This is a genomic window from Nocardia cyriacigeorgica, from assembly GCF_005863245.1.
In the GTDB taxonomy this organism is placed as follows: Bacteria; Actinomycetota; Actinomycetes; order Mycobacteriales; family Mycobacteriaceae; genus Nocardia; species Nocardia cyriacigeorgica_C.
Genome location: NZ_VBUT01000006.1, coordinates 285,876 through 306,208 on the forward strand (window position 1 = coordinate 285,876; position 20,333 = coordinate 306,208).

20 protein-coding genes are annotated in these 20,333 nt (G+C 68.2%); 12 read left to right on the forward strand and 8 right to left on the reverse strand.

The features are described from left to right. Nucleotides 1–8 precede the first annotated feature (8 nt). Both FEK34_RS17320 and FEK34_RS17325 read right to left on the reverse strand, forming a co-directional pair. Nucleotides 9–587: a class I SAM-dependent methyltransferase gene (locus tag FEK34_RS17320; RefSeq protein WP_249359317.1), complete on the reverse strand. Its 579-nt coding sequence runs from the start codon at nt 585–587 to the stop codon at nt 9–11. 278 nt (nt 588–865) lie between these two features. After that, a complete protein-coding gene (locus FEK34_RS17325) occupies nt 866–1,495 on the reverse strand; it encodes an HAD family hydrolase (protein ID WP_138448832.1) in 630 nt (209 codons plus the stop codon). A 110-nt stretch (nt 1,496–1,605) separates the two neighbouring features. Between FEK34_RS17325 and FEK34_RS17330 the strand changes: the two genes are divergently transcribed. Both FEK34_RS17330 and FEK34_RS17335 read left to right on the forward strand, forming a co-directional pair. Next, on the forward strand, nt 1,606–2,070 hold the full coding sequence (locus tag FEK34_RS17330) for an NUDIX domain-containing protein (RefSeq protein WP_138448833.1): 465 nt from the start codon (nt 1,606–1,608) through the stop codon (nt 2,068–2,070). A 187-nt stretch (nt 2,071–2,257) separates the two neighbouring features. Then, nucleotides 2,258–2,815: a hypothetical protein gene (locus FEK34_RS17335; RefSeq protein ID WP_138448834.1), complete on the forward strand. Its 558-nt coding sequence runs from the start codon at nt 2,258–2,260 to the stop codon at nt 2,813–2,815. 590 nt (nt 2,816–3,405) lie between these two features. Here the strand turns inward: FEK34_RS17335 and FEK34_RS17340 are convergent. Both FEK34_RS17340 and FEK34_RS17345 read right to left on the reverse strand, forming a co-directional pair. Continuing rightward, nucleotides 3,406–4,551 (reverse strand): LLM class flavin-dependent oxidoreductase, encoded by a 1,146-nt coding sequence (locus FEK34_RS17340; RefSeq protein ID WP_138448835.1) that lies wholly within the window; start codon nt 4,549–4,551, stop codon nt 3,406–3,408. Nucleotides 4,552–4,606: 55 nt separating this feature from the next. Then, entirely contained in the window at nt 4,607–5,242 is a 636-nt protein-coding gene (locus FEK34_RS17345; RefSeq protein ID WP_432760959.1) for a TetR/AcrR family transcriptional regulator, read from the reverse strand. 96 nt (nt 5,243–5,338) lie between these two features. Here FEK34_RS17345 and FEK34_RS17350 point away from each other — a divergent pair, with 96 nt between their 5' ends. From FEK34_RS17350 to FEK34_RS17360, 3 genes are all read left to right on the forward strand, one after another. Further along, nucleotides 5,339–6,895 (forward strand): flavin-containing monooxygenase, encoded by a 1,557-nt coding sequence (locus FEK34_RS17350; protein ID WP_138448837.1) that lies wholly within the window; start codon nt 5,339–5,341, stop codon nt 6,893–6,895. Nucleotides 6,896–7,016: 121 nt separating this feature from the next. Next, entirely contained in the window at nt 7,017–8,390 is a 1,374-nt protein-coding gene (locus tag FEK34_RS17355) for an FAD-dependent oxidoreductase (protein ID WP_138448838.1), read from the forward strand. Nucleotides 8,391–8,599: 209 nt separating this feature from the next. Next, on the forward strand, nt 8,600–9,619 hold the full coding sequence (locus tag FEK34_RS17360; protein WP_138448839.1) for a PP2C family protein-serine/threonine phosphatase: 1,020 nt from the start codon (nt 8,600–8,602) through the stop codon (nt 9,617–9,619). 27 nt (nt 9,620–9,646) lie between these two features. Here FEK34_RS17360 and FEK34_RS17365 read toward each other — a convergent pair whose 3' ends face one another. Continuing rightward, complete coding sequence (locus FEK34_RS17365) at nt 9,647–9,985, reverse strand: hypothetical protein (RefSeq protein ID WP_138448840.1); 339 nt, start codon at nt 9,983–9,985, stop codon at nt 9,647–9,649. A 237-nt stretch (nt 9,986–10,222) separates the two neighbouring features. Between FEK34_RS17365 and FEK34_RS17370 the strand changes: the two genes are divergently transcribed. The 7 genes from FEK34_RS17370 to thpD all read left to right on the forward strand — a co-directional run bounded on the left by FEK34_RS17370 (nt 10,223) and on the right by thpD (nt 15,785). After that, nucleotides 10,223–10,534, forward strand: coding sequence for a hypothetical protein (locus FEK34_RS17370; RefSeq protein ID WP_014351414.1), 312 nt, complete (start codon nt 10,223–10,225; stop codon nt 10,532–10,534). Nucleotides 10,535–10,689: 155 nt separating this feature from the next. Continuing rightward, nucleotides 10,690–11,400, forward strand: coding sequence for a response regulator transcription factor (locus tag FEK34_RS17375; RefSeq protein WP_138448841.1), 711 nt, complete (start codon nt 10,690–10,692; stop codon nt 11,398–11,400). A gap of 23 nt (nt 11,401–11,423) precedes the next feature. Then, nucleotides 11,424–12,482: a sensor histidine kinase gene (locus tag FEK34_RS17380; protein ID WP_138448842.1), complete on the forward strand. Its 1,059-nt coding sequence runs from the start codon at nt 11,424–11,426 to the stop codon at nt 12,480–12,482. Nucleotides 12,483–12,626: 144 nt separating this feature from the next. Continuing rightward, nucleotides 12,627–13,229, forward strand: a complete 603-nt coding sequence (gene ectA / locus FEK34_RS17385) for a diaminobutyrate acetyltransferase (RefSeq protein ID WP_249359319.1) — start codon at nt 12,627–12,629, stop codon at nt 13,227–13,229. Further along, on the forward strand, nt 13,229–14,491 hold the full coding sequence (gene ectB / locus FEK34_RS17390) for a diaminobutyrate--2-oxoglutarate transaminase (protein ID WP_048833438.1): 1,263 nt from the start codon (nt 13,229–13,231) through the stop codon (nt 14,489–14,491). Before ectA ends, ectB begins: the two co-directional genes overlap by 1 nt. An 11-nt stretch (nt 14,492–14,502) precedes the next feature. Beyond that, nucleotides 14,503–14,898, forward strand: coding sequence for an ectoine synthase (locus tag FEK34_RS17395; protein ID WP_138448843.1), 396 nt, complete (start codon nt 14,503–14,505; stop codon nt 14,896–14,898). Nucleotides 14,899–14,912: 14 nt separating this feature from the next. After that, a complete protein-coding gene (gene thpD / locus FEK34_RS17400) occupies nt 14,913–15,785 on the forward strand; it encodes an ectoine hydroxylase (RefSeq protein WP_171048261.1) in 873 nt (290 codons plus the stop codon). Nucleotides 15,786–15,847: 62 nt separating this feature from the next. Here thpD and erm read toward each other — a convergent pair whose 3' ends face one another. The 3 genes from erm to FEK34_RS17415 all read right to left on the reverse strand — a co-directional run bounded on the left by erm (nt 15,848) and on the right by FEK34_RS17415 (nt 20,273). Beyond that, nucleotides 15,848–16,663, reverse strand: coding sequence for a 23S ribosomal RNA methyltransferase Erm (erm, locus tag FEK34_RS17405; protein ID WP_138448844.1), 816 nt, complete (start codon nt 16,661–16,663; stop codon nt 15,848–15,850). A gap of 279 nt (nt 16,664–16,942) precedes the next feature. Beyond that, the gene (locus tag FEK34_RS17410; protein WP_138448845.1) at nt 16,943–17,929 is read right to left on the reverse strand and encodes a tetratricopeptide repeat protein; all 987 of its coding nucleotides are present in this window, start codon (nt 17,927–17,929) and stop codon (nt 16,943–16,945) included. 94 nt (nt 17,930–18,023) lie between these two features. Continuing rightward, on the reverse strand, nt 18,024–20,273 hold the full coding sequence (locus FEK34_RS17415) for a serine/threonine-protein kinase (protein WP_138448846.1): 2,250 nt from the start codon (nt 20,271–20,273) through the stop codon (nt 18,024–18,026). Nucleotides 20,274–20,333: the final 60 nt, after the last annotated feature.

Sequence of the window (20,333 nt, forward strand, 5' to 3'; positions counted from 1 at the left end):
CGCCCCGATCAGGCAGGCTTGCGCCACAGCAAGGTGTAACGCCACATCATCCTGCGCCGGATCCGCGCACCAGGCAGCAATTCGGCGGCCGCCGAGCGGATCTCGGGCAGAGTGTCCTCGGGATCACGGCAGGTGAAACCCGGCCCCCTGCTGCCGCCGTGCCACTTACCGATCGCCCAGATCGCGGGTAACAGCGGAAGGTACGCGGCGTCGGCGCGGACGCTCATCTTCCAGAGTCCGACCACCGCCAGCGTGCCGCCGGGCGCCACCAGATCACGCAACGCCGTCAAACCTTCGACCAGTGGGACGTGATGCAAGGTCGCCACCGCCGTCACGACATCGAAGGTCTGGTCCAGCTCCCGGAAATCACCCTGCGTGAGACGAACATTCGCCGGCGTGGGGGCGTCGGCGATGATCCCGCCGTCCACATCGACGCCGAGAACCGACTCACACCGGGTGGCGAGTTTCGACGCCAGCAGCCCGTCGCCGCAGCCGACATCGATTGCGGTGCGCGCGGTTTCGGGTACTTGCGCGATCAGCCACGGGTGGTAGTGGGTGTTGTGATTCCAGTAGGGATCGGCGCTCACCCGCTCCAACGTACCGGGGTCGTGTGTCCTGGCGCGGGCTGCGATCGGCGCGCTCCGATGCGGCACCTCGGTGCATTTGCTACTGCGGCGCCGATGCCTTCCCTTCGGGCCACGCCCGGCCGAGTCCGGTCAACGGACTGGCGAAGCGTGTGGTGACCCCGTCGCGCGCCCGGTACTTCGGTGCGGCCACGCGAGCCTCCGGCGGTCGCCCGCCGACGGCCATCGACGAGTGGTGGCAGCCTGCTCGGATGATCAGGGCCGCGTGCGTAGGTGGCTTGTCAGACACGGCGAGCGGATCCCACGGCACCATCGAACCCCGCCAGCCATGCCGGGAACTCGGTCAGATTCGCCAGGATGACGTCGGCGCCGGCCGCGCCCAGCTCCTCGGCCGAGCACGGCCCGGTCACCACGCCCACTCCGTACGCCCCCGCCGCCCGCGCACCCCGCATATCGCCCGCATGATCGCCGACGAAGACCCGCGCCCCATGCTCCCGCAGCGCCGTCGCCTTCCCATCCGACCACAGCTCGCCCACCACGACGTCGACGGGCCAGCCGAGATGATCGACATGCAGCTCGGCATGCGGCTGATACTTCCCGGTCACCACAACCACCCGCCCACCGGCGCCGACCACCGCATCGATCGCCGCGTCCGCCCCAGCCATCGCCGGAACCTCGCCGATGACCTCCGGATAGAGCTCGCGATACCGAGCAACCAACTCCGGAATCAACTCCTCCGGAGCCCCAGCATCAGCCAGAATCATCGCCAACGGCGGCCCGAGCCGCTCAGCGAGCTCACCACCACGCAACTCCAGCCCGAACTCAGCGGCCACGACATCGATCGCCCGCGCCACTCCCTTACGCGAGTCGATGAGCGTCATATCCAGGTCGAAGCCGACAATCCAGGTCACCACCCGACCCTATCGACCCTCACCGGCACGCCCGCGCCTGCCCGCAGCCGGCAATCGAGGCATCGAAAAAGGAGCATCCGCAACTCTGACGACCTGACAGGATGAGCAGAATGCCGACCCGCATCGAAGACCTCACCGCGCAAGCAGAACGCGACGGAGTCCAGCAGCTCGTTGTGGGTGCTGTCGTCGAACACGATGGCCGCGTACTGCTGCTACGCCGTCCCGGCGACGATTTCATGGGCGGCATCTGGGAGCTGCCGAGTGGCAAGGTCGAACCCGGCGAGAGCCTCGAGCGGGCCGTCGAGCGTGAGGTCGAGGAAGAGACAGGGTTGCGGGTCTCCGGAGTCGGCCCCTATATCGACAGTTTCGACTACCGGTCCGGCAGCGGGAAGCGCAGCCGTCAGTTCAATTTCGCCGTCGAGTGCCTCGCCCCGGAACCGATCCGCCTTACCGAACACGACGCCTATACCTGGACTGCGCTCACCGACGAACCACCGGTCACCGATGCCGTGAAACAGACTCTCGTGCGCTACAGACATGCCGGTCGGATGCGAGCTCATCCGGAGAACGTGTAGCGCGAGATCGGATGTTTCGGACGAAAGCATCTGCCGGGTAACATGATTCGCAGATAGGCGCAGATCAGGATCGGTCACCCAGGATCGCGAACTGATGCGCCGATACCGAAAAGGCTGCACACATCGCGCTTCGCGCATCCTGGAAGTTCGAGGCAGTTCGGAGGCTGTACGGAATGGGTGGGGCCAGATGAGAGCGAGTGTCACCGTTGAGGATGCCGAAGGCGAGTGGATTGTGTCTTTCACCCACCGTGATCCAGAGCTCCTCAATGCGATGAAAAAGGCAGTTCCCCGTGGTCGCCACTGGGACGCGGTGAACATGTCATGGCGAGTCAACGCCGGTACTCGAATCATGGCCGACCTGTGCGCAGAGTTCGAGCAGCTCGGAGCAGCGGTCACCAAGCCAAACACGCTGAACCCGAACCCGCCGGATGGCGGCGATCGCCGTACCGCCGAGTACTGGGAACGAAAGTTCCGAGCCATGAACGACGCCGCACGCCGGCAACACGAGCAGATCCAGCAGCTCATCGACGAACGCGATGAACTGCAAGAACAGCTGAGGTCGGCGACAAACGTATCGACGCCCATGAACGGCTGGGCAGAAACATTGTTCGATGCAGTCGGCCCTACTCTGCGCAAGTCTGTCTTCAAGGCCCTGACCACCTGCCTGCATCCCGATAGGGCTGGTGATGAAGGCCACCCCCTGCAGCAGCAATTGAACGCAGCCTACGACAAGGCTCGCCGCTGAAACGACAAACTCCGAGGCCAGGACCCCAGCACAAGCATGTGGCGGCGTAGTCGGTCGGCGAGCAGGCCTCGCGGCTGGACCGTCACGGAAGGGACCGACCCATCATCCGGCTGGCCACCGTCGGCCCGGATAGACCGGCCGGAGGGTACTTCGACCGCGCGGGACGGGTGCCCTGGTGATCGGCAGGGCAGCGTGACGCGCGATGCCGTCCGGGATGCGGAGTGACAGGATGGCGCGCTGATCTCGTTACAGCTGTCTCGGGGCACGCCGGGGCGATGCGGCTGCGAAAAAGCCTGGGGGAGTGGTGATTCACGTGGAACCGCCGGTGCACGTCCTGCCAGGGCGGTCCACGCTCTATCCGCGCACACTGTGCGTGTTTGCACGAACTGCCGAAACCGGGCCGTGCCAGAGCCGTGGGATCGCTATTCTCGCAGGTGAACTCGTGTGCGGGCATAACCGGTCGACGCGAATAGCGCACGTGACGGCGCCTATCGGGAAGGCGCCGCGGACCGACCGGCCGGTCTGCGGAACTGCGGTTGTCGCGACGTGGCAGCCGGTGCACACCTGCACCGGCTGCCATTCCACGCCCCTCAGCTACTGGCGGACGCCGCGAAAGGCGTCCCGGTGGACGCGAATTCACGCCGATGCGGATGCCGCCACAAACCCTTGCGTTCCAGGATCGGCAGCACGCCTTCGCCGAACCAGTACGCCTCCTCGAGGTGCGGGTAGCCGGAGAGGATGAAGTGGTCGATGCCGAGGCGGGCGTATTCGGCGATGCGCTCGGCGACTTCGGCATGGGAGCCGACCAGGGCGGTGCCCGCGCCGCCGCGCACCAACCCGACGCCCGCCCAGAGATTCGGCGCGATCTCGAGCCGGTCGGTGCGCCCGCCGTGCAGTTCGAGCATCCGCCGCTGCCCCTCGGACTCGCTGCGCGCGAGATTGGCCTGCACTCGTTCGACGTCGGCCGGGTCGATTCCGGCCAGCAGCCGGTCGGCCTCGGCCCAGGCTTCTTCGGAGGTGTCGCGGCTGATGACGTGAATGCGCAGCCCGAAATCGAGCCTGCGCCTCTGCTCGGCGGCCAGTCCGCGAATCCATTCGAGTTTGCGGCTCACCGCCAGCAGCGGTTCACCCCAGGTGAGGTAGGCGTCGGCGTACCGCGCGGCCACCGGACCGGCGGGCTCGGAGGAGCCGCCGAAGAAGATCGGCGGCACCGGATCGGGGCGGTTGTTCAGCAGCGCCCCGCGCACCTGGATGTGTTCGCCGTCGAAATCCACCGGCTCGGTCGAGGTCCACAACTGCCGGACCACATCGAGGAATTCACCCGTGCGGGCATAGCGCTGGGTCTTGTCCAGGAAATCGCCGTAGGCCTGCTGCTCATGCGGTTCACCACCGGTCACCACGTTCAACAGCAGCCGTCCACGCGAATGGCGTTGGAAGGTGCCCGCCATCTGCGCGGCCAGCGTGGGACTGATCAACCCGGGCCGGAACGCGACCAGGAACTTCAAGGTCTCGGTCGTCTCGACCAGCATGGCGGTGGTCAACCAGGCGTCCTCGCACCACGCACCGGTCGGCGTCAGTACCGCTTCGAAACCGTTGTCCTCGGCGGCGGCGCCGATCTGATTCAGATAACGCAGGCTTGCCGGCCGGTCGCCGGACATGGCGGTACCGTGACCGCCCGCGATGAGACCGCGGGAGTCGCCGTAGGTGGGCAGGAACCAATGAAACGACAGGCTCATCCGCTCATCGTCGAATGCCGGCGGCGCCGGGTCACGGGTTGAAACCAGCGCGGTTTTAATCCGGCTGCACGACGCTCACATAGGCGGCGAGGAAACCGAACAGGCCCGCGCTGTGCTCGATGATCTGCTCGGCGTCGAAGTCGAGTTCGCCGTCGAGCCAGCGCCGCAGCACCTCGAACAGGCCGCCGACGGCCAGCGTCGACCCCAGATGGGCCACCGCGATGGTGGATTCGGCCAGGTTCAGATAGCGGCGGGCATGCGCGAGCACCAGGTCGGTGAACCGGGTCATGATCTCGCTGCGCAGCTCGCGCATGACAGGTTCGGCCGCGGATTCGATGAACAGGATCCGCGCCATCACCGGATCGTCGGCGATCATCCGGACGAAGGCGCCGACCGTCGCCCGCGCGACCTCGTCGGGGGCGGCGCCGTCGGCGGGGGCGGCCAGTTCCACCTCGCGGCGCAGGATCGATTCCAGCTCGACGGCCACCGCGCGCAGCAGCGCGTCCCGGTCGCTGAAGTGCTGATAGAAGTACCGCGAGGTCAGCTTGGCTTCCGCGCAGACGGCGGTGACAGTGGTCTCGGCGGCGCCGCGGGTGCCCAGCAGCAGGGTGGCGGCCTCGATCAGCCGAGCGCGACGTTGATCGTGTCGCTGCTCGGCGGTCAGGCCCCCGTAGACGCGCGCTGGACTCACGGCCGACATTCTGTCATGATTCCAGGCATCTGACTAAGTGTAAAGTCAGATGGAACTCGGTCGAAGGCGTCCGAGTGCGACCAGACGAGGAACTCAATGACGCGGCATGTCGACGTATTGATCATCGGCGCTGGCCTGTCCGGAATCGGCGCGGCCTGTCATCTGGCCAAGGAGCAGACCGGGCGCAGCTTCGCCATCCTGGAGCGGCGCACCGCCATCGGCGGCACCTGGGATCTGTTCCGCTACCCGGGCATCCGCTCCGATTCGGACATGTTCACCTTCGGCTACGGATTCCGCCCCTGGACCGGAACCAAGGTGCTGGCCGACGGCCCGAGCATCCGCCGCTACGTCGAGGAGACCGCCGCCGAGTACGGCGTCACCGAGCACATCCGCTTCGGCCGCAAGATGGTGAAGGCGAGCTGGTCCAGCGAGGCAGGCCAGTGGACGGTCGAGGCGCTCAACGAGCAGACCGGCGAGACCGAGATCTACACCAGCAACTTCCTCATCGGCTGCACCGGCTACTACGACTACGACAAGGGCTACCAGCCCACCTTCCCCGGTCAGGAGCGCTTCGGCGGCCGGCTGGTGCACCCGCAGCACTGGCCCGAGGACCTGGATTACAAGGGTAAGCGCGTGGTCGTCATCGGCTCCGGCGCCACCGCGATCACCCTGATCCCGGCCATGGCCGAGGACGCCGAGCACGTGACCATGCTCCAGCGTTCGCCCACCTACATCGCGGCCATCCCCAGCGACGACCCGGTCTCGGTCGGCTTCAACGCCGCCCGGATTCCCGCCGCGCTGACCTACAAGCTGGGCCGCGCCCGCAATATCGCCTTGCAGCGAGCGACCTACGAGCTGTCGCGCAAGCAGCCCGAGGTGGCCCGCAAGCTGCTGCTGTCGGCGGTGCGCCTGGCCGTCGGCCCCAATGTCGACATGCGCCATTTCACGCCGAAGTACAACCCGTGGGACCAGCGCCTGTGCGTGGTGCCCAACGGCGACCTGTTCAAGGCGCTGAAGTCGGGTGAGGCCTCGATCGTCACCGACACCATCGAGACCTTCACCGAGACCGGCATCAAGCTGTCCTCGGGCGAGGAACTGCCCGCCGACATCATCATCAGCGCGACCGGCCTGAACGTGCAGATGCTCGGCGGGGCGAGTCTCGAGGTCGACGGTGAGCCGGTGGCCACCCGTGACCGGGTGCTCTACAAGGGCGCCCTGCTCGAGGGTGTGCCCAACGCGATGGTCGTGCTCGGCTACACCAATGCCTCCTGGACGCTCAAGGCCGACCTGGCCGCGGAGTACTTCTGCAAGCTGCTGAACTACATGCGCGACAAGGGTTTCACCCAGGTCGTTCCGCGCGCCACCGAGGCCGACCGGTCCTCCGATTCGCTCATGGGCGGTGCCCTGACCTCGGGCTACATCCAGCGCGGCGACGGCGTCATGCCGCGCCAGGGTGCGCGCGGACCGTGGAAGGTGATCAACAACTACTACCGCGACCGCGCCTACCTGCGGAACAGCCCCGTCGAGGACGACGCGCTGGTGTTCACCGACGCGGCGGGCGCCACGGTGACCGGTCTGCGTCCGGCGAGCCCGCGCGGTGTGCTCGGCAAGGCCGCCGAGCGGCTGCCGCTGATCGGCACGCGCACGGCCTGATTCGATGTCCGGCGCCGGTCGGGTCCTGCGGGACTCGACCGGCGCCGTCGTCATCGGCCACTATCCACCGGTGGCGTGCCGAATACCGCCGACGGCAACGCCCGCTCGGTAGCGTGACTGTATGAGCGAGCGACTGGTGGTCATCGGCGGTGACGCGGCGGGCATGTCCGCCGCCTCGCAGGCGCGCCGGATGCGCGGGCCCGGCGAATTGGAGATCGTCGTTTTCGAACGCGGGCATTTCACCTCCTACTCGGCCTGCGGCATCCCGTACTGGGTCGGCGGTGACGTCACCGACCGCGACGAGTTGATCGCGCGCACACCGGAGGAACATCGGTCCCGCGCCATCGATCTGCGCGTACGCACCGAGGTCGTCGAGATCGACACCGACCGGCGCCGGGTGCGCGCTCGGGCACTGGACACCGGTGACGAATCCTGGACCGGCTACGACAAACTCGTCATCACCACCGGCGCCCGCCCGATCCGCCCGCCGCTGCCTGGCATCGACGCCGAGGGCGTGCACGGGGTGCAGACCCTCGACGACGGCCAGGCGCTGATCGATACCCTCGAGCGCGCCAAGGGCCGGCGTGCGGTCGTGGTCGGCGCCGGCTATATCGGGGTCGAAATGGCCGAGGCGCTGATCAACCGCGGTTTCGAGGTCACCCTGGTCAACCGTGGCGCGGAGCCGATGTCGACGCTGGATCCCGATATGGGCGCACTGGTACGGACCGCCATGGGCGGCATGGGGGTGAAGATCGTCGGCAATGCCGAAGTCACCGCGATCGGCACCGGCGATGACGGCCGCGCCCGCTCGGTCGTCACCGCACAGGCCGAATACCCGGCCGACGTGGTAGTTCTCGGCATCGGGGTGCGGCCGGAAACCACCCTCGCCGAGGCTGCGGGCCTTCCCCTGGGCGCGCACGGCGGCCTGCTCACCGACCTGTCCATGCGGGTACGCGGCCGCGACGACATCTGGGCCGGCGGCGACTGCGTCGAGGTGCTGGATCTGGTTTCCGGCGTCGACCGTCATATCGCCCTCGGCACCCACGCCAACAAACACGGCCAGATCATCGGCGCCAATGTCGGCGGCGGCTACGCGACCTTCCCCGGGGTGGTCGGCACCGCGGTGAGCAAGGTCTGCGACCTCGAGGTGGCGCGAACCGGGCTGCGGGAGAAGGACGCCCGCGCCATCGGCCTGCAATACGTGAGCGTCACCATCGAATCGACCAGCCGCGCCGGCTATTTCCCCGGCGCCGAACCGATGACGGTGAAGATGCTCGCCGAGCGGCGCACCGGCCGGCTGCTCGGGGTGCAGATCGTCGGCCGCGAGGGCGCGGGCAAACGCGTCGATATCGCCGCGGTGGCGCTCACCGCGGGGCTGACCGTCGAGCAGATGACGGCGCTGGATCTCGGATACGCGCCGCCGTTCTCGCCGGTCTGGGACCCGGTACTGGTGGCAGCACGCAAGGCCGTCACGGCCGTGCGCGAGCGCGGCTGATCCGGCCGGCGCACAGCGAGGACCCATCGTGGCGATCTGTGGGCACACCCGGCTACCGCTCCCGTACTATCGTCGATCGACAACCATGATCAGAAGGGGGGCGCGGTGCAGCCTGGGGAATCGGTGAACAGCCGCTGGGACAGAAGGGCTTTGCCACCTCGTGGACGAGGATCGGGTGCCGGTGACGCGGTGCGATCGGCGGTGAGCAGGTGAGCCCGGAAGCCGGTGCGGGCCTGGGCAGCCCGGAGTTCCTGACCACCCCGATCCCCGCGCCGTCGCAGGCCTCCGCGGCGGGCGGTGGGGCGCGGCCGGTGCGACGTGTCGCCCTGCCGCAGGCCGAGGCCACGGCCGAACCGGGCGCCCGGCCCGTCCACCCCGGTCGCGCTCATGTGCCCGGTCCGCCGGACCGGTTCGAGGCCGATCTCGGCGCCGTCGTGCTGGTCACCGACCGCGGTGTGGCGCACGCGCGCAACGAGGACGCGGTCGCGGCGGGCGTCGGTGTCCCCGCGCCCGGCCGCGCACCGGTGACGGTGGCCGTGGTCTGTGATGGCGTGTCGTCCTCACCGAATCCGCAGGCGGCCTCCGGCACCGCCGCCCGCACCGGCGTCGACGCCTGCCTGAACGCGCTGGCCGAGGGCAGGCCCGTCGACGATGCGGCCACCGCGGGCCTGGCCGCCGCGGCAGGCGCGGTCCGCGACATCGCCTCGATCGACGGCGACTCACCCTCGTGCACCTACGTCGGAGCCATCGTGCACGACGACGGCGCGGGCAACGCCACGATCACCGTCGCCAATGTCGGTGACAGCCGCGCCTACTGGCTGGTCCCCGGCGACGGCGAACACGACGAGGCCGAGCCCGCCTCCCGGCGGCTCACCCTGGACGATTCCTGGGCCCAGGCTCTCGTCGACGCGGGTGCCATGGACGAAACCGCAGCCATGAACGACCCCCGCGCGCACACCTTGCTGCGCTGGCTCGGCGCCGATTACGACCAGCAACCGTGGTCGAGCCGCAGCGTGCAGAGCTTCCGGTGCACGGGCCCGGGCGTGCTGCTGCTGTGCAGCGACGGGCTGTGGAACTATCTGCCCGATCCGGTCGCGCTGGCCGCGATAGCCACGGCGAAGCCGCCCGCCCACGCGGCCAGGGATCTGGCCGATTACGCGGTGGCGTGCGGCGGCGGCGACAACATCACCGTGGCGCTGGTGCCGGTGGGTGGTCCTGGACCCACCTGAGCCGGTCCGGCGCACGGTGGCAAACGGTCAGTGACCCTGCTGGTCGGTGAGTTTGTGCCCGTGCATCGCCTTCACCCGGCGGTGTTCGAGCGCGATGACGGCCGCGCCGCCGATCAGCAGGACGGCCGCGGCGATACCGCCGACGATCGCCCAGCCCTCGTAGCCGTAGCCGGCCGCCGTCAAGGTCAGCGCGACCGCCACCAGCCCGAGGGCGCACATCACGATGCCCGGCCAGTTGCGCACGTCCTCCATCGCCTCACCCGCATGTGCGCGGGTGGTTCGGGTGTCGTCGGGGAAATGATGTTCGGGGACGTGCGGGGAGTCCCGGTGGAAACCCCTGGTCGAATCGTCGGGCCCGGCTGCCATCGCGTGCTCCTTCCGGTCGATGATCCGGGGTGAGTGTCCGGATGGTGACAATCGCCGAGTACCCCGCGACCGCCGAAACAATCGAGACCCCCTCCACCAGGGCATCGGCGGACAGCTGCCTGTCCGGTGGTTTGTCGCCGGACGGGCACGGGTATCAAGTCGGCGAGCCGGTGCGATCGTCTCGACGGTTCGCTCATCGGTGACCGCTAGCACGCACCTACCGCGAGGAGGTTCGTCATGAACGGTGGACCATCGGCCGGTCCGGGACAGACCATGGTCACCACCAACCACGACGTCATCCGTCGCTGGGCCGAGAGGCGCGGCGCCAACCCGGCCACCATGCCGGGCAGCGACTACAACGGACGCGTCGAAGTGTTGCGGTTCGACTTCCCCCGCTACGGTGGCGCGGGGTTGCTGCCCGTCGACTGGGACGACTGGTTCGCCACTTTCGACGCACGTCAGCTGTGCTTCCGCTACCAGGAACGACGCCCCGACGGCAGCCCGAGCAACTTCTTCCGATTGGAGCGTCCCGACCGACCGGTTCGGTGAGCGATCTCACGCAAGGTTTAGCAATCGGGCATACAGGGCACTACTGTTACCGGAAAGTTGCTCGAGAAAAGCTGAAAAGCGGAACATCGCGTCGGTCTGGGGATGCGAACCTCCGCACCGCGATGCGCCCCGCGTATCTGCAAAGGATTTGAATATTGAGCGCGAGCCTGATGATCGTGGAAGACGACGACAGGGTCCGAGGCGCATTGCGTCTGGCCATGGAGGACGAGGGCTACGACGTCGAAGAAGCCGAGCAGGCCGAGGACGCGCTCACCCATCTGCGCAGCAACGGCGTACCCGATGTGATGATCGTCGACCTGATGCTCGGCGGCATGGACGGGTTCACCTGCATCCGTGAGATCCGCCGTGATCACGATGTGCCGATCATCGTGGTCAGCGCCCGCGACGACACCCATGACGTGGTGGCGGCACTGGAAGCCGGCGCCGACGACTTCGTCACCAAACCCTTCGAAATCAAGGAGATCACCGCCCGGATGCGGGCGCTGCGCCGCCGCGCCCAGCTCTCGGCCGGGCGAGAAGCGCCGGTCGAAGTGGTGCTCGACGCCGACCCCGACGCACCGCTGATCCTCGCCCCCGACGGCGGCGCGGTCCGCCGCGGCGATGAGGAGATCGCGCTGACGCTGACCGAGTTCCGCCTGCTGTGCGAGCTGGCCGAGGTGCCGGGGCGGGTGCTGAGCCGATCGGTGCTGCTCGAGCGGGTCTGGGACCGCGGTTTCTTCGGCGACGAGCGCATCGTCGACGTGCATATGCGCCGCCTGCGCACCAAGATCGAACGCGATCCCTCCGACCCGCAGATCGTGGTCACCGTGCGTGGTCTCGGCTACCGGCTCGACGTACAGCGCTGAGCGGGCCGCCCATCTCAGCGTCGATGACGAACGCCGAACGCGTCCGCACCCGGCTCGACCCGGGCCTGTGGAGTCTGCGGGGCCGGGTCACCATCGCCTTCGCGGCGACCTCGGGCCTGATGTCGCTGGCCTTGGTGCTGCTGGTCTTCGCCCGGCTGGGCGAGGACGGCGTCACCCTCGGGGAGCGTGTCGTCAACCGTCCGGTGCTGGTGATCTGCTGTGCGCTGCTGGCCGCGACGCTCGGCGCCGCGGTCGGGATCTGGGTCGGGCGCCGCGTCCTGCGGCCACTGCGTGATGTCGCCGAGGCGGCGGCCAAGATCGCCTCCGGTGATCTCGGCATCCGCCTGCCCGACACCCACGACCAGGACCTGGCCAGCACCGTCGACTCGTTCAACCGGATGGTGGATTCGCTGCAACGGCGCATCGACCGCGAACACCGGCTCTTCGGCGATGTCAGCCATGAGCTGCGGACCCCGCTGACCACCCTCACCGCCAGCGTGGAGGTGTTGAACCGGCATAGCGACGATCTGCCCGAACGCTCGCGCCGGGCCTTGGCCCTGGTCACCGCCGAGGTCGATCATCTGCGACGGCTGCTCGACGACCTGCTGGCGCTGGCGCGGGTCGAGGCGGGCATGCATCACGGCGACGCCGACCCGTTGTCGGTGGCCGAGCTGCTCACCCACACCCTGCGCGACAGCAGGCATCCGGTGGAGTTGCTGACGGTGACCGAGGACGTCGTAGTCCGCGGCCGCAAACTCGAACTCGAACGCGCGGTGGTGAACCTGCTGGAGAACGCCGACCGGCACGGCGGGGGAGTCGTCGCGGTCACCGTGCACCGCGAGGGCGATCATGCGGTCATTGCCGTCGACGACGCGGGCCCCGGCGTGCCACCGGCCGACCGTGACCGCATCTTCGAACGGTTCGCCACCGCACGCACCAGCCGCCGCAAGGCCGACGGCGGCACCGGAATCGGACTGGCGCTGGTGGCCGAGACGGTCGCCACTCATAAGGGCACGGTGGAATGCGGCGAACGCCCCGGCGGCGGCGCGCGATTCACCATTCACTTGCCCGCCATCGAGTGAATTGAAACGTGAGGTATATCCCGAAAATGCGGAGTTCATGAACGGCGTCACACGGCCGTAACACAATCGTAAAGTCCTCGACCAGGTCAGCTCAAAGTTCATTCGTAAGCCTGGGAAAGTACTGAACATCGACCTCGGAGTTGTATGTCAACGCAAGCTTTGCCCACACACACCGACGACGACCCAGCGCGCGTCGATTCCGCGGCGACCCGTTCCGGATCGCACCGGCAGCCCGCCGGCGCCCCGGTTCTGCGGACCCCGGAAATTCGCGACGGGGCGCGCCTGTGGGAAATCGCCAAGGATTCGCAGGTGCTGGACACCAATTCCAGCTACGCGTATCTGCTGTGGTGCCGCGATTTCGCCGCCACCTCGGTCGTGGCCGAGGTCGACGGCCGGGTCGCCGGCTTCGTGATCGGGTATCTGCGCCCGGAGGCCCCGCGCACCGTGTTCGTCTGGCAGGTCGCCGTCGATCATGATCAGCGTGGTCGCGGACTCGGCGTCGCGATGCTGGATCGCTTGGTGGACAACCTGATCGACGCCGTCGGACGCGGCGTCGATGCCCTGGAGACGACCGTCTCACCGGACAACCCGGCCTCCATCGCGATGTTCGCCGCATTGGCGCGGCGCCGCGGAGCGGAGATGACCAAGACCGAGTTGTTCACTCCTGGCGATTTTCCCGACAGCCATATCGCCGAGGACCTGTACCGAATCGCACCGATCGCCCGTAAAACTGAAAGGGATCTATGATGATCACCGCTGACACGACGATCTTCGACGCACTGGAATCGAATGTGCGTGGTTACTGCCGCTCCTGGCCCACGGTTTTCGAAACCGCCAAAGGCGCCTGGCTGCGTGACGAAGAGGGCAAGGATTTTCTCGATTTCTTCGCCGGCGCCGGCGCCCTGAACTACGGGCACAACAATCCCATCCTCAAGAAGGCCCTCATCGATTACATCGCCTCCGACGGTGTGACGCACGGGCTGGATATGTCCACCGTCGCCAAGCGGAAACTGCTGGAAACCGTGCGCGATACGCTGCTGGCTCCGCGCGGGCTGGACTACAAGGTGCAGTTCCCCGGGCCGACCGGCGCCAATGCCGTCGAGGCCGCGCTGAAGCTGGCCCGCAAGGTCACCGGCCGCCAGACCGTGCTCAGCTTCACCAACGCCTTCCACGGCATGACCCTGGGCGCGCTGTCGGTGACCGGTAACGCCGCCAAGCGCGCGGGTGCCGGCGTGCCGCTCAACCATGCCACGCCGATGCCCTACGACGGCTATTTCGACGGCACCACCGCCGACTTCCAGTGGATGGAGCGGGTGCTCGACGACTCCTCCTCGGGCCTGGACCGTCCGGCCGCCGTCATCGTGGAGACCGTGCAGGGTGAGGGTGGAGTGAACCTGGCGCGGGCGGAGTGGCTGCGGCACCTGGCCAGCCTGTGCGAGGCGCGCGGCATCCTGCTCATCGTCGACGATGTGCAGATGGGCTGCGGGCGCACCGGCCCGTTCTTCTCCTTCGAGTCGGCGGGCATCACCCCCGATATCGTCACCCTGTCCAAGTCGATCGGCGGCTACGGCCTGCCGATGGCGCTGGTGCTGTTCAAGCCCGAGCACGACGTCTGGGCCCCGGGTGAGCACAACGGCACTTTCCGCGGCAACAACCCGTCCTTCGTGACCGCGCAGGTGGCGCTCGAGCACTACTGGTCCGACGGCGCGCTGCAAGCCGCCACCGAGGCCAAGGGTGAGCAGATCGCCCAGGCCTTCGGCGCGATCAGCGAGGGCCTGCCGGGCATTTCGACCCGCGGGCGCGGCCTGGTGCACGGCCTGGTCTTCGACGACGCCTCGCAGGCGGGCAAGGTCTGCCAGGTCGCGTTCGAACGCGGCCTGCTGGCTGAGACCTCCGGCGCCTCCGACGAGGTCGTGAAGCTGCTGCCCCCCTTGACCATCACCGAGGACGAGCTCGACCATGGATTGCAGATCCTGACCGGCGCAGTCCACACCGTCTGCGGCGCCTGAGGAGGCCACCCATGATCGTGCGTACCACCGAAGAAATCACCGGAACCGACCGCGATGTGGCCGGCACCGGCTGGCGCAGCAAGCGGATCGTGCTCGGCGGTGACCGGGTGGGGTTCTCCTTCCACGAGACCACCATCGAGGCAGGAACGACCCACGTCTTCCACTACCAGAACCACATCGAAGCGGTCTGGCTGGTCGAGGGCGAGGGCACCCTGACCGATCTGACCAACAACCAGACCTACGAACTGGGCCCCGGTTCGATGTATCTGCTCGACGGCCATGAAAAGCACCAGCTCGAGGTGCGTACCCGGATGCGCATGATGTGCGTGTTCAATCCGCCGGTCACCGGGCAGGAGGTTCACGACGAGAACGGCGTCTATCCGTTGGTCGCCGTTCCGGCCAGCTGAGAAAGGACGCGACGTTGGCACATCACCGGATCGATCACTACCCGACCCGCACCCCGGAACCGGCGCCGCACCTCGAGCGCCACGACGCGACGGTGTGGGGTCGAATCGAGGCACCCGAGCTCGCCGGATTCGACACCGACGGGTACACGATCCTTGACCAGTTGATCACCCCGGAGGAAGTCGCGCGCTTCGCCGGGGAGATCGGCCGGCTCGCCGGCGATCCCGCACTGCGCGGCGACGAGCGGGTGATTGTGGAGAAATCCTCGAATCAGGTGCGATCGGTGTTCGAGGTGCACAAGCTCAGTTCCGCGATCGCGGAACTGGCGGCCGAGCCGCGGGTGGCGGGGCTGGCCCGCCAGATCCTCGGGTCGGAGGTCTATCTGCACCAGAGCCGGGTGAACTATCTGCCCGGCTTCGGTGGGACGGGCTTCTACTGGCACTCCGATTTCGAGACCTGGCACGCCGAAGACGGCATGCCGTCCCCGCGCGCGGTCAGCATCTCCATCGCACTGACCGACAACTACCCGTTCAACGGCAGCCTGATGGTGATGCCGGGTTCGCACCGCACCTTCGTGCCGTGCCAGGGTGCGACACCGGCCGATCACTATCGGGAATCGTTGCGGGAGCAGCAGATCGGGGTGCCGTCCCAGGCCGATATCGAGGACCTGGCGCACAAGTACGGGATCGCGCAGTTCACCGGGCGGGCCGGGTCGGCGCTGGTGTTCGATTCGAACATCATGCACGGGTCGGCCAACAACATCACGCCGTTCCCGCGCTCGAACATCTTCCTGGTGTTCAACAGCGTGGAGAACACCCTGGAGGAGCCGTTCGCGGCTCCGGCGCGGCGCCCGACCTACATCGCCAGCCGCGATTTCACGCCGATCTGAGCCGACGGTCGCGTCCTGACGGCGGCGGGAAGGGAATCCACCCTTCCCGCCGCCGCTGCGTGTCACCGGGCGGGTGCGGGCACGCGGCGCAGGTGGCGGTACAGGGTGATCCAGCTGTCCGGGTGCACCAGCCCCACCGGTTCGTCCACCTCGATTCCCGCTGCGGCGCAGGCCGAGCGGACCGCAGTGGCGGGGAAGCGGCGGCGCAGTGACGCCGCCAGCGATCCGCCGACACCGGAGAAGCCGAGTTCGACCAGCGTGCGGTAGTCGGCCGCTGACGGGCCGGTCAGCAGCGGGTGGGGGCGGCGGGCCAGGCGCAGGATGGCGGCGTCGACCTGGGGGACCGGGTCGAAGCTGCCACGGCCGATATGCGGGCCGAGCGTCATCGTCATCGCGGGCCAATGGGTGACGGTCAATTTGCTCCACCGGTGGTAATCGCCGGAGTGCTTGCGCGCGAACTCGCGCTGGGTGAGCAACGTCGCCGAGCTGAGGTGATCGGCGTCCAGGCACCAGCGCAGGATGTCGGTGCTGATCCCGAAGGGGATGTTGGCGATCACCGCGAACGGCACGGTGGGTGCGATCGCGCGACGGAAGTCGTTGTGGATCACCCGGATTCGCGGATCGCCCGCGTAACGGGCGCGCAGTCGACGAGCGTAGTAGCGGTCTTTCTCGTAGGCGATCACCCGGTAGCCGTGGTCGAGGAGCCGACGGGTCAGCATGCCGTCCCCGGCGCCGATCTCCAGCACCAGGTCCCCGGGGTCGACGCAGGCCGCGCGCACGATGGTCTGCGCGGCGCGCGGGTCGGCGAGGAAATTCTGCGACAGCTGCTTACGCGTGCTCGTGCCGCGGGCATGCGGGGGGAAACGTTTGCGGGACATGGAGTCCTCCGAATGGAGTGGACGAATCAGGAAGGCGTGATTCGCCCGGACCCATGCCAGGGCACGTGGAGACGACGGTTACCAGAACCGCGGGGGAGTGTTCGACGCGATCAGCGGTCTGGTCAGCGCGCGATGCGGTGCACAGGCAGGGCCCGGGCCACCGTGCGCAGGCGGATGAAGTACACGCCGGCCGCGCACACCGCGTGCTGACCTGTGATGCCACTCATGCCGGTCACGGTAAACGCGCGCCTGAGGTCGCGTCCACCGAATTTCCGGCGTTCACACCGCGCGCCGCGACAGCGATTCCGCCACGGTCTTCGCGGTGATCGCGCGCGTGCGCCACAACTGTGCCTCGGTGGTGGCGCCGCGCCGCTCCAGCAGTTCGGCCAGCCCCGCCATCGCCCGCACACCCCGCTGCTCGGCCGCGATGCGCCAGCAGCGTTCGGCCTCGTCGAACTCGCCCTGGCGGAACCGCACCACGCCGAGGTCGTAGGCGGCCGCACCATGCCCACCGGCCGCCGCCTGCGACCACAGCTCGCACGCCTGCTCCTCTTCGCCCCGGGCGAACATCGCGACACCGAGCTCGTAGAGCGCACTGCGGTAGTCGCGTCGGCCGGGCGAGTCGGCATCGGAGTTCAGCGGGGATTCGGCGCTCGCCGGGGCACCCGAGGGACGGCGGGTGCCGGCGGCACGGACGATGCGCGGCGCCGATCCGCCCGCCGCGGGCATCGGGGTGGTGTCGGCGGACGCGGCGCTGACCTCCACCACCAGGTCGGCGAAATGCGGTGGGCCCGCGCCCAGGCTGCACCACAACACGATGCGCCCGCTCGCGGCGCGTTCGACGACGATGCCGTAGTTGCCCGACCAGGACCGGGCGGTCCCGTCGGCATCGCGCCAGACCGGCGTCAGCGAATACAGCGCCCCACGGTTCGCCGCCGACAGTTCGACGGTGATCCCGCGTTCGAGGGCATCACGCCAGACGTCCACCCCCGCCAGCTTGCGCCGGTCGACGCCTACATAGCCGTCGACCATGGACAGCCCCATGCCGAGCCCGCGCAATCCAGGCGGCGGTGTCGCCGACAGCAGGGTCAGCGTGAGGGTGGTGGCCGAACCGGTGAGCTGTTCGGTGTACATCGGATACACCATGCTGCCGTGCCAGTCGATCGGGTCGGCGCTGCGATAGCGGGCGGCCAACGGTAGTTCGGGCCCGGCGACCGAAGGTGTGCCGGTCGCCGGTGCGACCGCGGACGTAACCGGTTCGATCATGTCTAGCCCCGCCTTTCCCCGATACCCGATCACCGCGCTCGACCCCGCGCGGCGGCTATACCGTACTCGCCGAAGCGTGCGATTTCGCGGCGTTTCAGTGGGTGACGATGCGTTCGAGCGCGGCCAGATCCCGCTCCAGCATCCGGAACAACCAGTACACGCCGACGAAGGCCAGCGCCCCGCCGAAGCACAGCACCCGCAGCGGCACGATCACCGAATCGATATCGGCCGACGGGATGAAGGTCACCCCGGCCGCGCCGAGCAGCGGCACCGCGGCGGCGACGGTCAGGAAATAGGTGCTGCGCCGGTCCAGTGCGCGCAGCTGCCTGCTGTCGTCGGCGCCGAGCCCGCCCAGCGGAAGGAACGCCGGATACAAGCAGCGCACCGCGTAGAAACTCACCAGGAAGTACGGGTACGCCATGGCGATCGCACCGCAGACGATCTGGGTGAGGAAGAAATGCGCCGACGATTCGGCGCTGATCTGGCTGCCGGACAGCTGCACCGACACCGGCACCGCGATACCGGTGATCACCCACAGCACGAAGCAGGTGAGCACATTGCGGCTGGCCAGTTGCAGGGTGTCGGAGCGGGCGCGTGCCAGCGCCGCCGCGTCGTAGGCCTTGCCGTGGCGCAGCCCGTACATGATCAGCCACAGATGCATCACCAGCGCGATGGTCACGATCGCGCCGATCAGGAAGCCGACGCCGTAGCTGGTCCAGGCGACGCGGTCGAAGGTCCGTTGCGCGTCGGCGTCGAGTTTGCTGATGATCAGCGTCCGGTTGTGGTTGTAGCTGTAGAGAATCGCCAGCAGGTTGGGCACCGCGATGGCCAGCGCCATGATCGGATGCACCCAGCTGCGGGCCCGCAGCCGCGCGCTGCCCGGCGGCGGGTCCACCAGATCGCGGGCACGCGCGTCCAGGCACACCTGCAACTGCTGGGCCATATCGGCCCCGCGTTCCCAGCGTTTGGCCGGATCCGGTTCCAGCGCCCGCACCAGCGCGCGTTGCAGGGCGGCGGGCGTGCCGGGCGGCAGATCGGCGTAGGGCAGATCCTGTGGGCTGTGCGCGCGCCGGTCCAGCATCGAGTCCAGGGCCGTGCGATCACCGCCGGTGGCGTTCTCGTCGCCGAAGGGTTTGCGCCCGGTCAGCAACTCCCACAGCACCACCGCCAGCGAGTACAGGTCACTGCGGGTGTCGAGGTCGGCGGCGGCGGTGGGCCGGTCCGGATGCACCACCGACAGCTGTTCGGGCGACATATAGGCCAGCGAGCCGCCGAAATAGGCGACCGGACTGTCACCGGAGACGTTGCCGCTGAAGCTGATATTGAAATCGGCCAGCTTCGGCACACCCTCGGCGGTCAGCAGCACATTGGCCGGTTTGACGTCGCGATGCAGCACACCGACCCCGCCCGCGTAGTCCAGCGCCTGAGCGAGCCGGCGACCCAGCCACGCCACCGTCTCGGGCCAGGACAGCTTCGCCAGTTCGGCACGCACCGGCGATTCGGCCGGCTGGATCTCGCCCTTGCCCGCGAGCACGGAGTCGATGACGTCGAGTAGCAGCTGTCCGTTGCGCTGCGCCACCGGTGTGTTGCGCACCCGCTCCAGCACCGTGAGCAGGGTGCCGCCGGGCACGTACTGCATGTACAGCAGCCGCAACCCGGGTCCGTCGATCACGCGCTGATCGAACACGCGCACGATGTAGTCGTGGTCGAGCTGGGCCAGCGTCTGCGGTTCGGTGCCCTTGTCACGGGAGATCTTCACCGCCACCAGCCGCTGCATGGACCGCTGCCGGGCCAGGAAGACGCGGGCGAACGCGCCGCGCCCGAGGCTGGTCATCAGATCGAAGTCGTCGATGCGCTGACCGACCTCGAGCTCATCCAGATTCGCCGGTTCGGCCCGCCCGCCGAGCAGCGTGCTGTGATAGTCCTCGGTGGTCAGCAGTTGCGAAAGTTGTTCGGCCTGTTCGGGATAGGCGGCGGTGTACTCGTCGACGTCTACCGAGCTACCCGAGCGGCGGCGGTGGTGGAACTCTTCGTAGATCAGGTCCGGCGGCAGCGGCCAGGTCCGCAGCTCGGGTAGTTCGTCGACGTACTCGGCCAGCCGTTTCGGCGCGGTGCCGCGCTGCCAGCGGTTGGCCAGATCGATCTTGATCAGTTCGATCAGCGAGACCCGCCGGATCGCGGGCGCGTCGGGGAGATAACTGCGCAGCTCCGGCGGGCTGTCGCCCTCCTGCCAGGCCTGGGCGAATCGTTCGACGACCTCGGCGACCTGGTTGCCACGCGATGTCTCCGGCGACCGGTCGGACTGGACGGTCACCCCGGAGGCAGGCGGGGCGGAGTGCGCCATGTGCGCATCGTAACGCCGTCAGCGGTGGTGCGTCGGGTTCTTCCCGGGTCGCGTCGTGGT

Coding starts and splice junctions, on each gene's coding strand:
- FEK34_RS17330 (WP_138448833.1), top strand. CDS start 1,606: ATGCCGACCCGCATCGAAGACCTCACCGCGCAAGCAGAACGCGACGGA.
- FEK34_RS17415 (WP_138448846.1), bottom strand. CDS start 20,273: ATGGCGCACTCCGCCCCGCCTGCCTCCGGGGTGACCGTCCAGTCCGAC.
- FEK34_RS17350 (WP_138448837.1), top strand. CDS start 5,339: ATGACGCGGCATGTCGACGTATTGATCATCGGCGCTGGCCTGTCCGGA.
- FEK34_RS17395 (WP_138448843.1), top strand. CDS start 14,503: ATGATCGTGCGTACCACCGAAGAAATCACCGGAACCGACCGCGATGTG.
- FEK34_RS17335 (WP_138448834.1), top strand. CDS start 2,258: ATGAGAGCGAGTGTCACCGTTGAGGATGCCGAAGGCGAGTGGATTGTG.
- FEK34_RS17340 (WP_138448835.1), bottom strand. CDS start 4,551: ATGAGCCTGTCGTTTCATTGGTTCCTGCCCACCTACGGCGACTCCCGC.
- ectA (WP_249359319.1), top strand. CDS start 12,627: ATGTCAACGCAAGCTTTGCCCACACACACCGACGACGACCCAGCGCGC.
- erm (WP_138448844.1), bottom strand. CDS start 16,663: ATGTCCCGCAAACGTTTCCCCCCGCATGCCCGCGGCACGAGCACGCGT.
- FEK34_RS17370 (WP_014351414.1), top strand. CDS start 10,223: ATGAACGGTGGACCATCGGCCGGTCCGGGACAGACCATGGTCACCACC.
- FEK34_RS17410 (WP_138448845.1), bottom strand. CDS start 17,929: ATGATCGAACCGGTTACGTCCGCGGTCGCACCGGCGACCGGCACACCT.
- FEK34_RS17355 (WP_138448838.1), top strand. CDS start 7,017: ATGAGCGAGCGACTGGTGGTCATCGGCGGTGACGCGGCGGGCATGTCC.
- ectB (WP_048833438.1), top strand. CDS start 13,229: ATGATCACCGCTGACACGACGATCTTCGACGCACTGGAATCGAATGTG.
- FEK34_RS17380 (WP_138448842.1), top strand. CDS start 11,424: ATGACGAACGCCGAACGCGTCCGCACCCGGCTCGACCCGGGCCTGTGG.
- FEK34_RS17365 (WP_138448840.1), bottom strand. CDS start 9,985: ATGGCAGCCGGGCCCGACGATTCGACCAGGGGTTTCCACCGGGACTCC.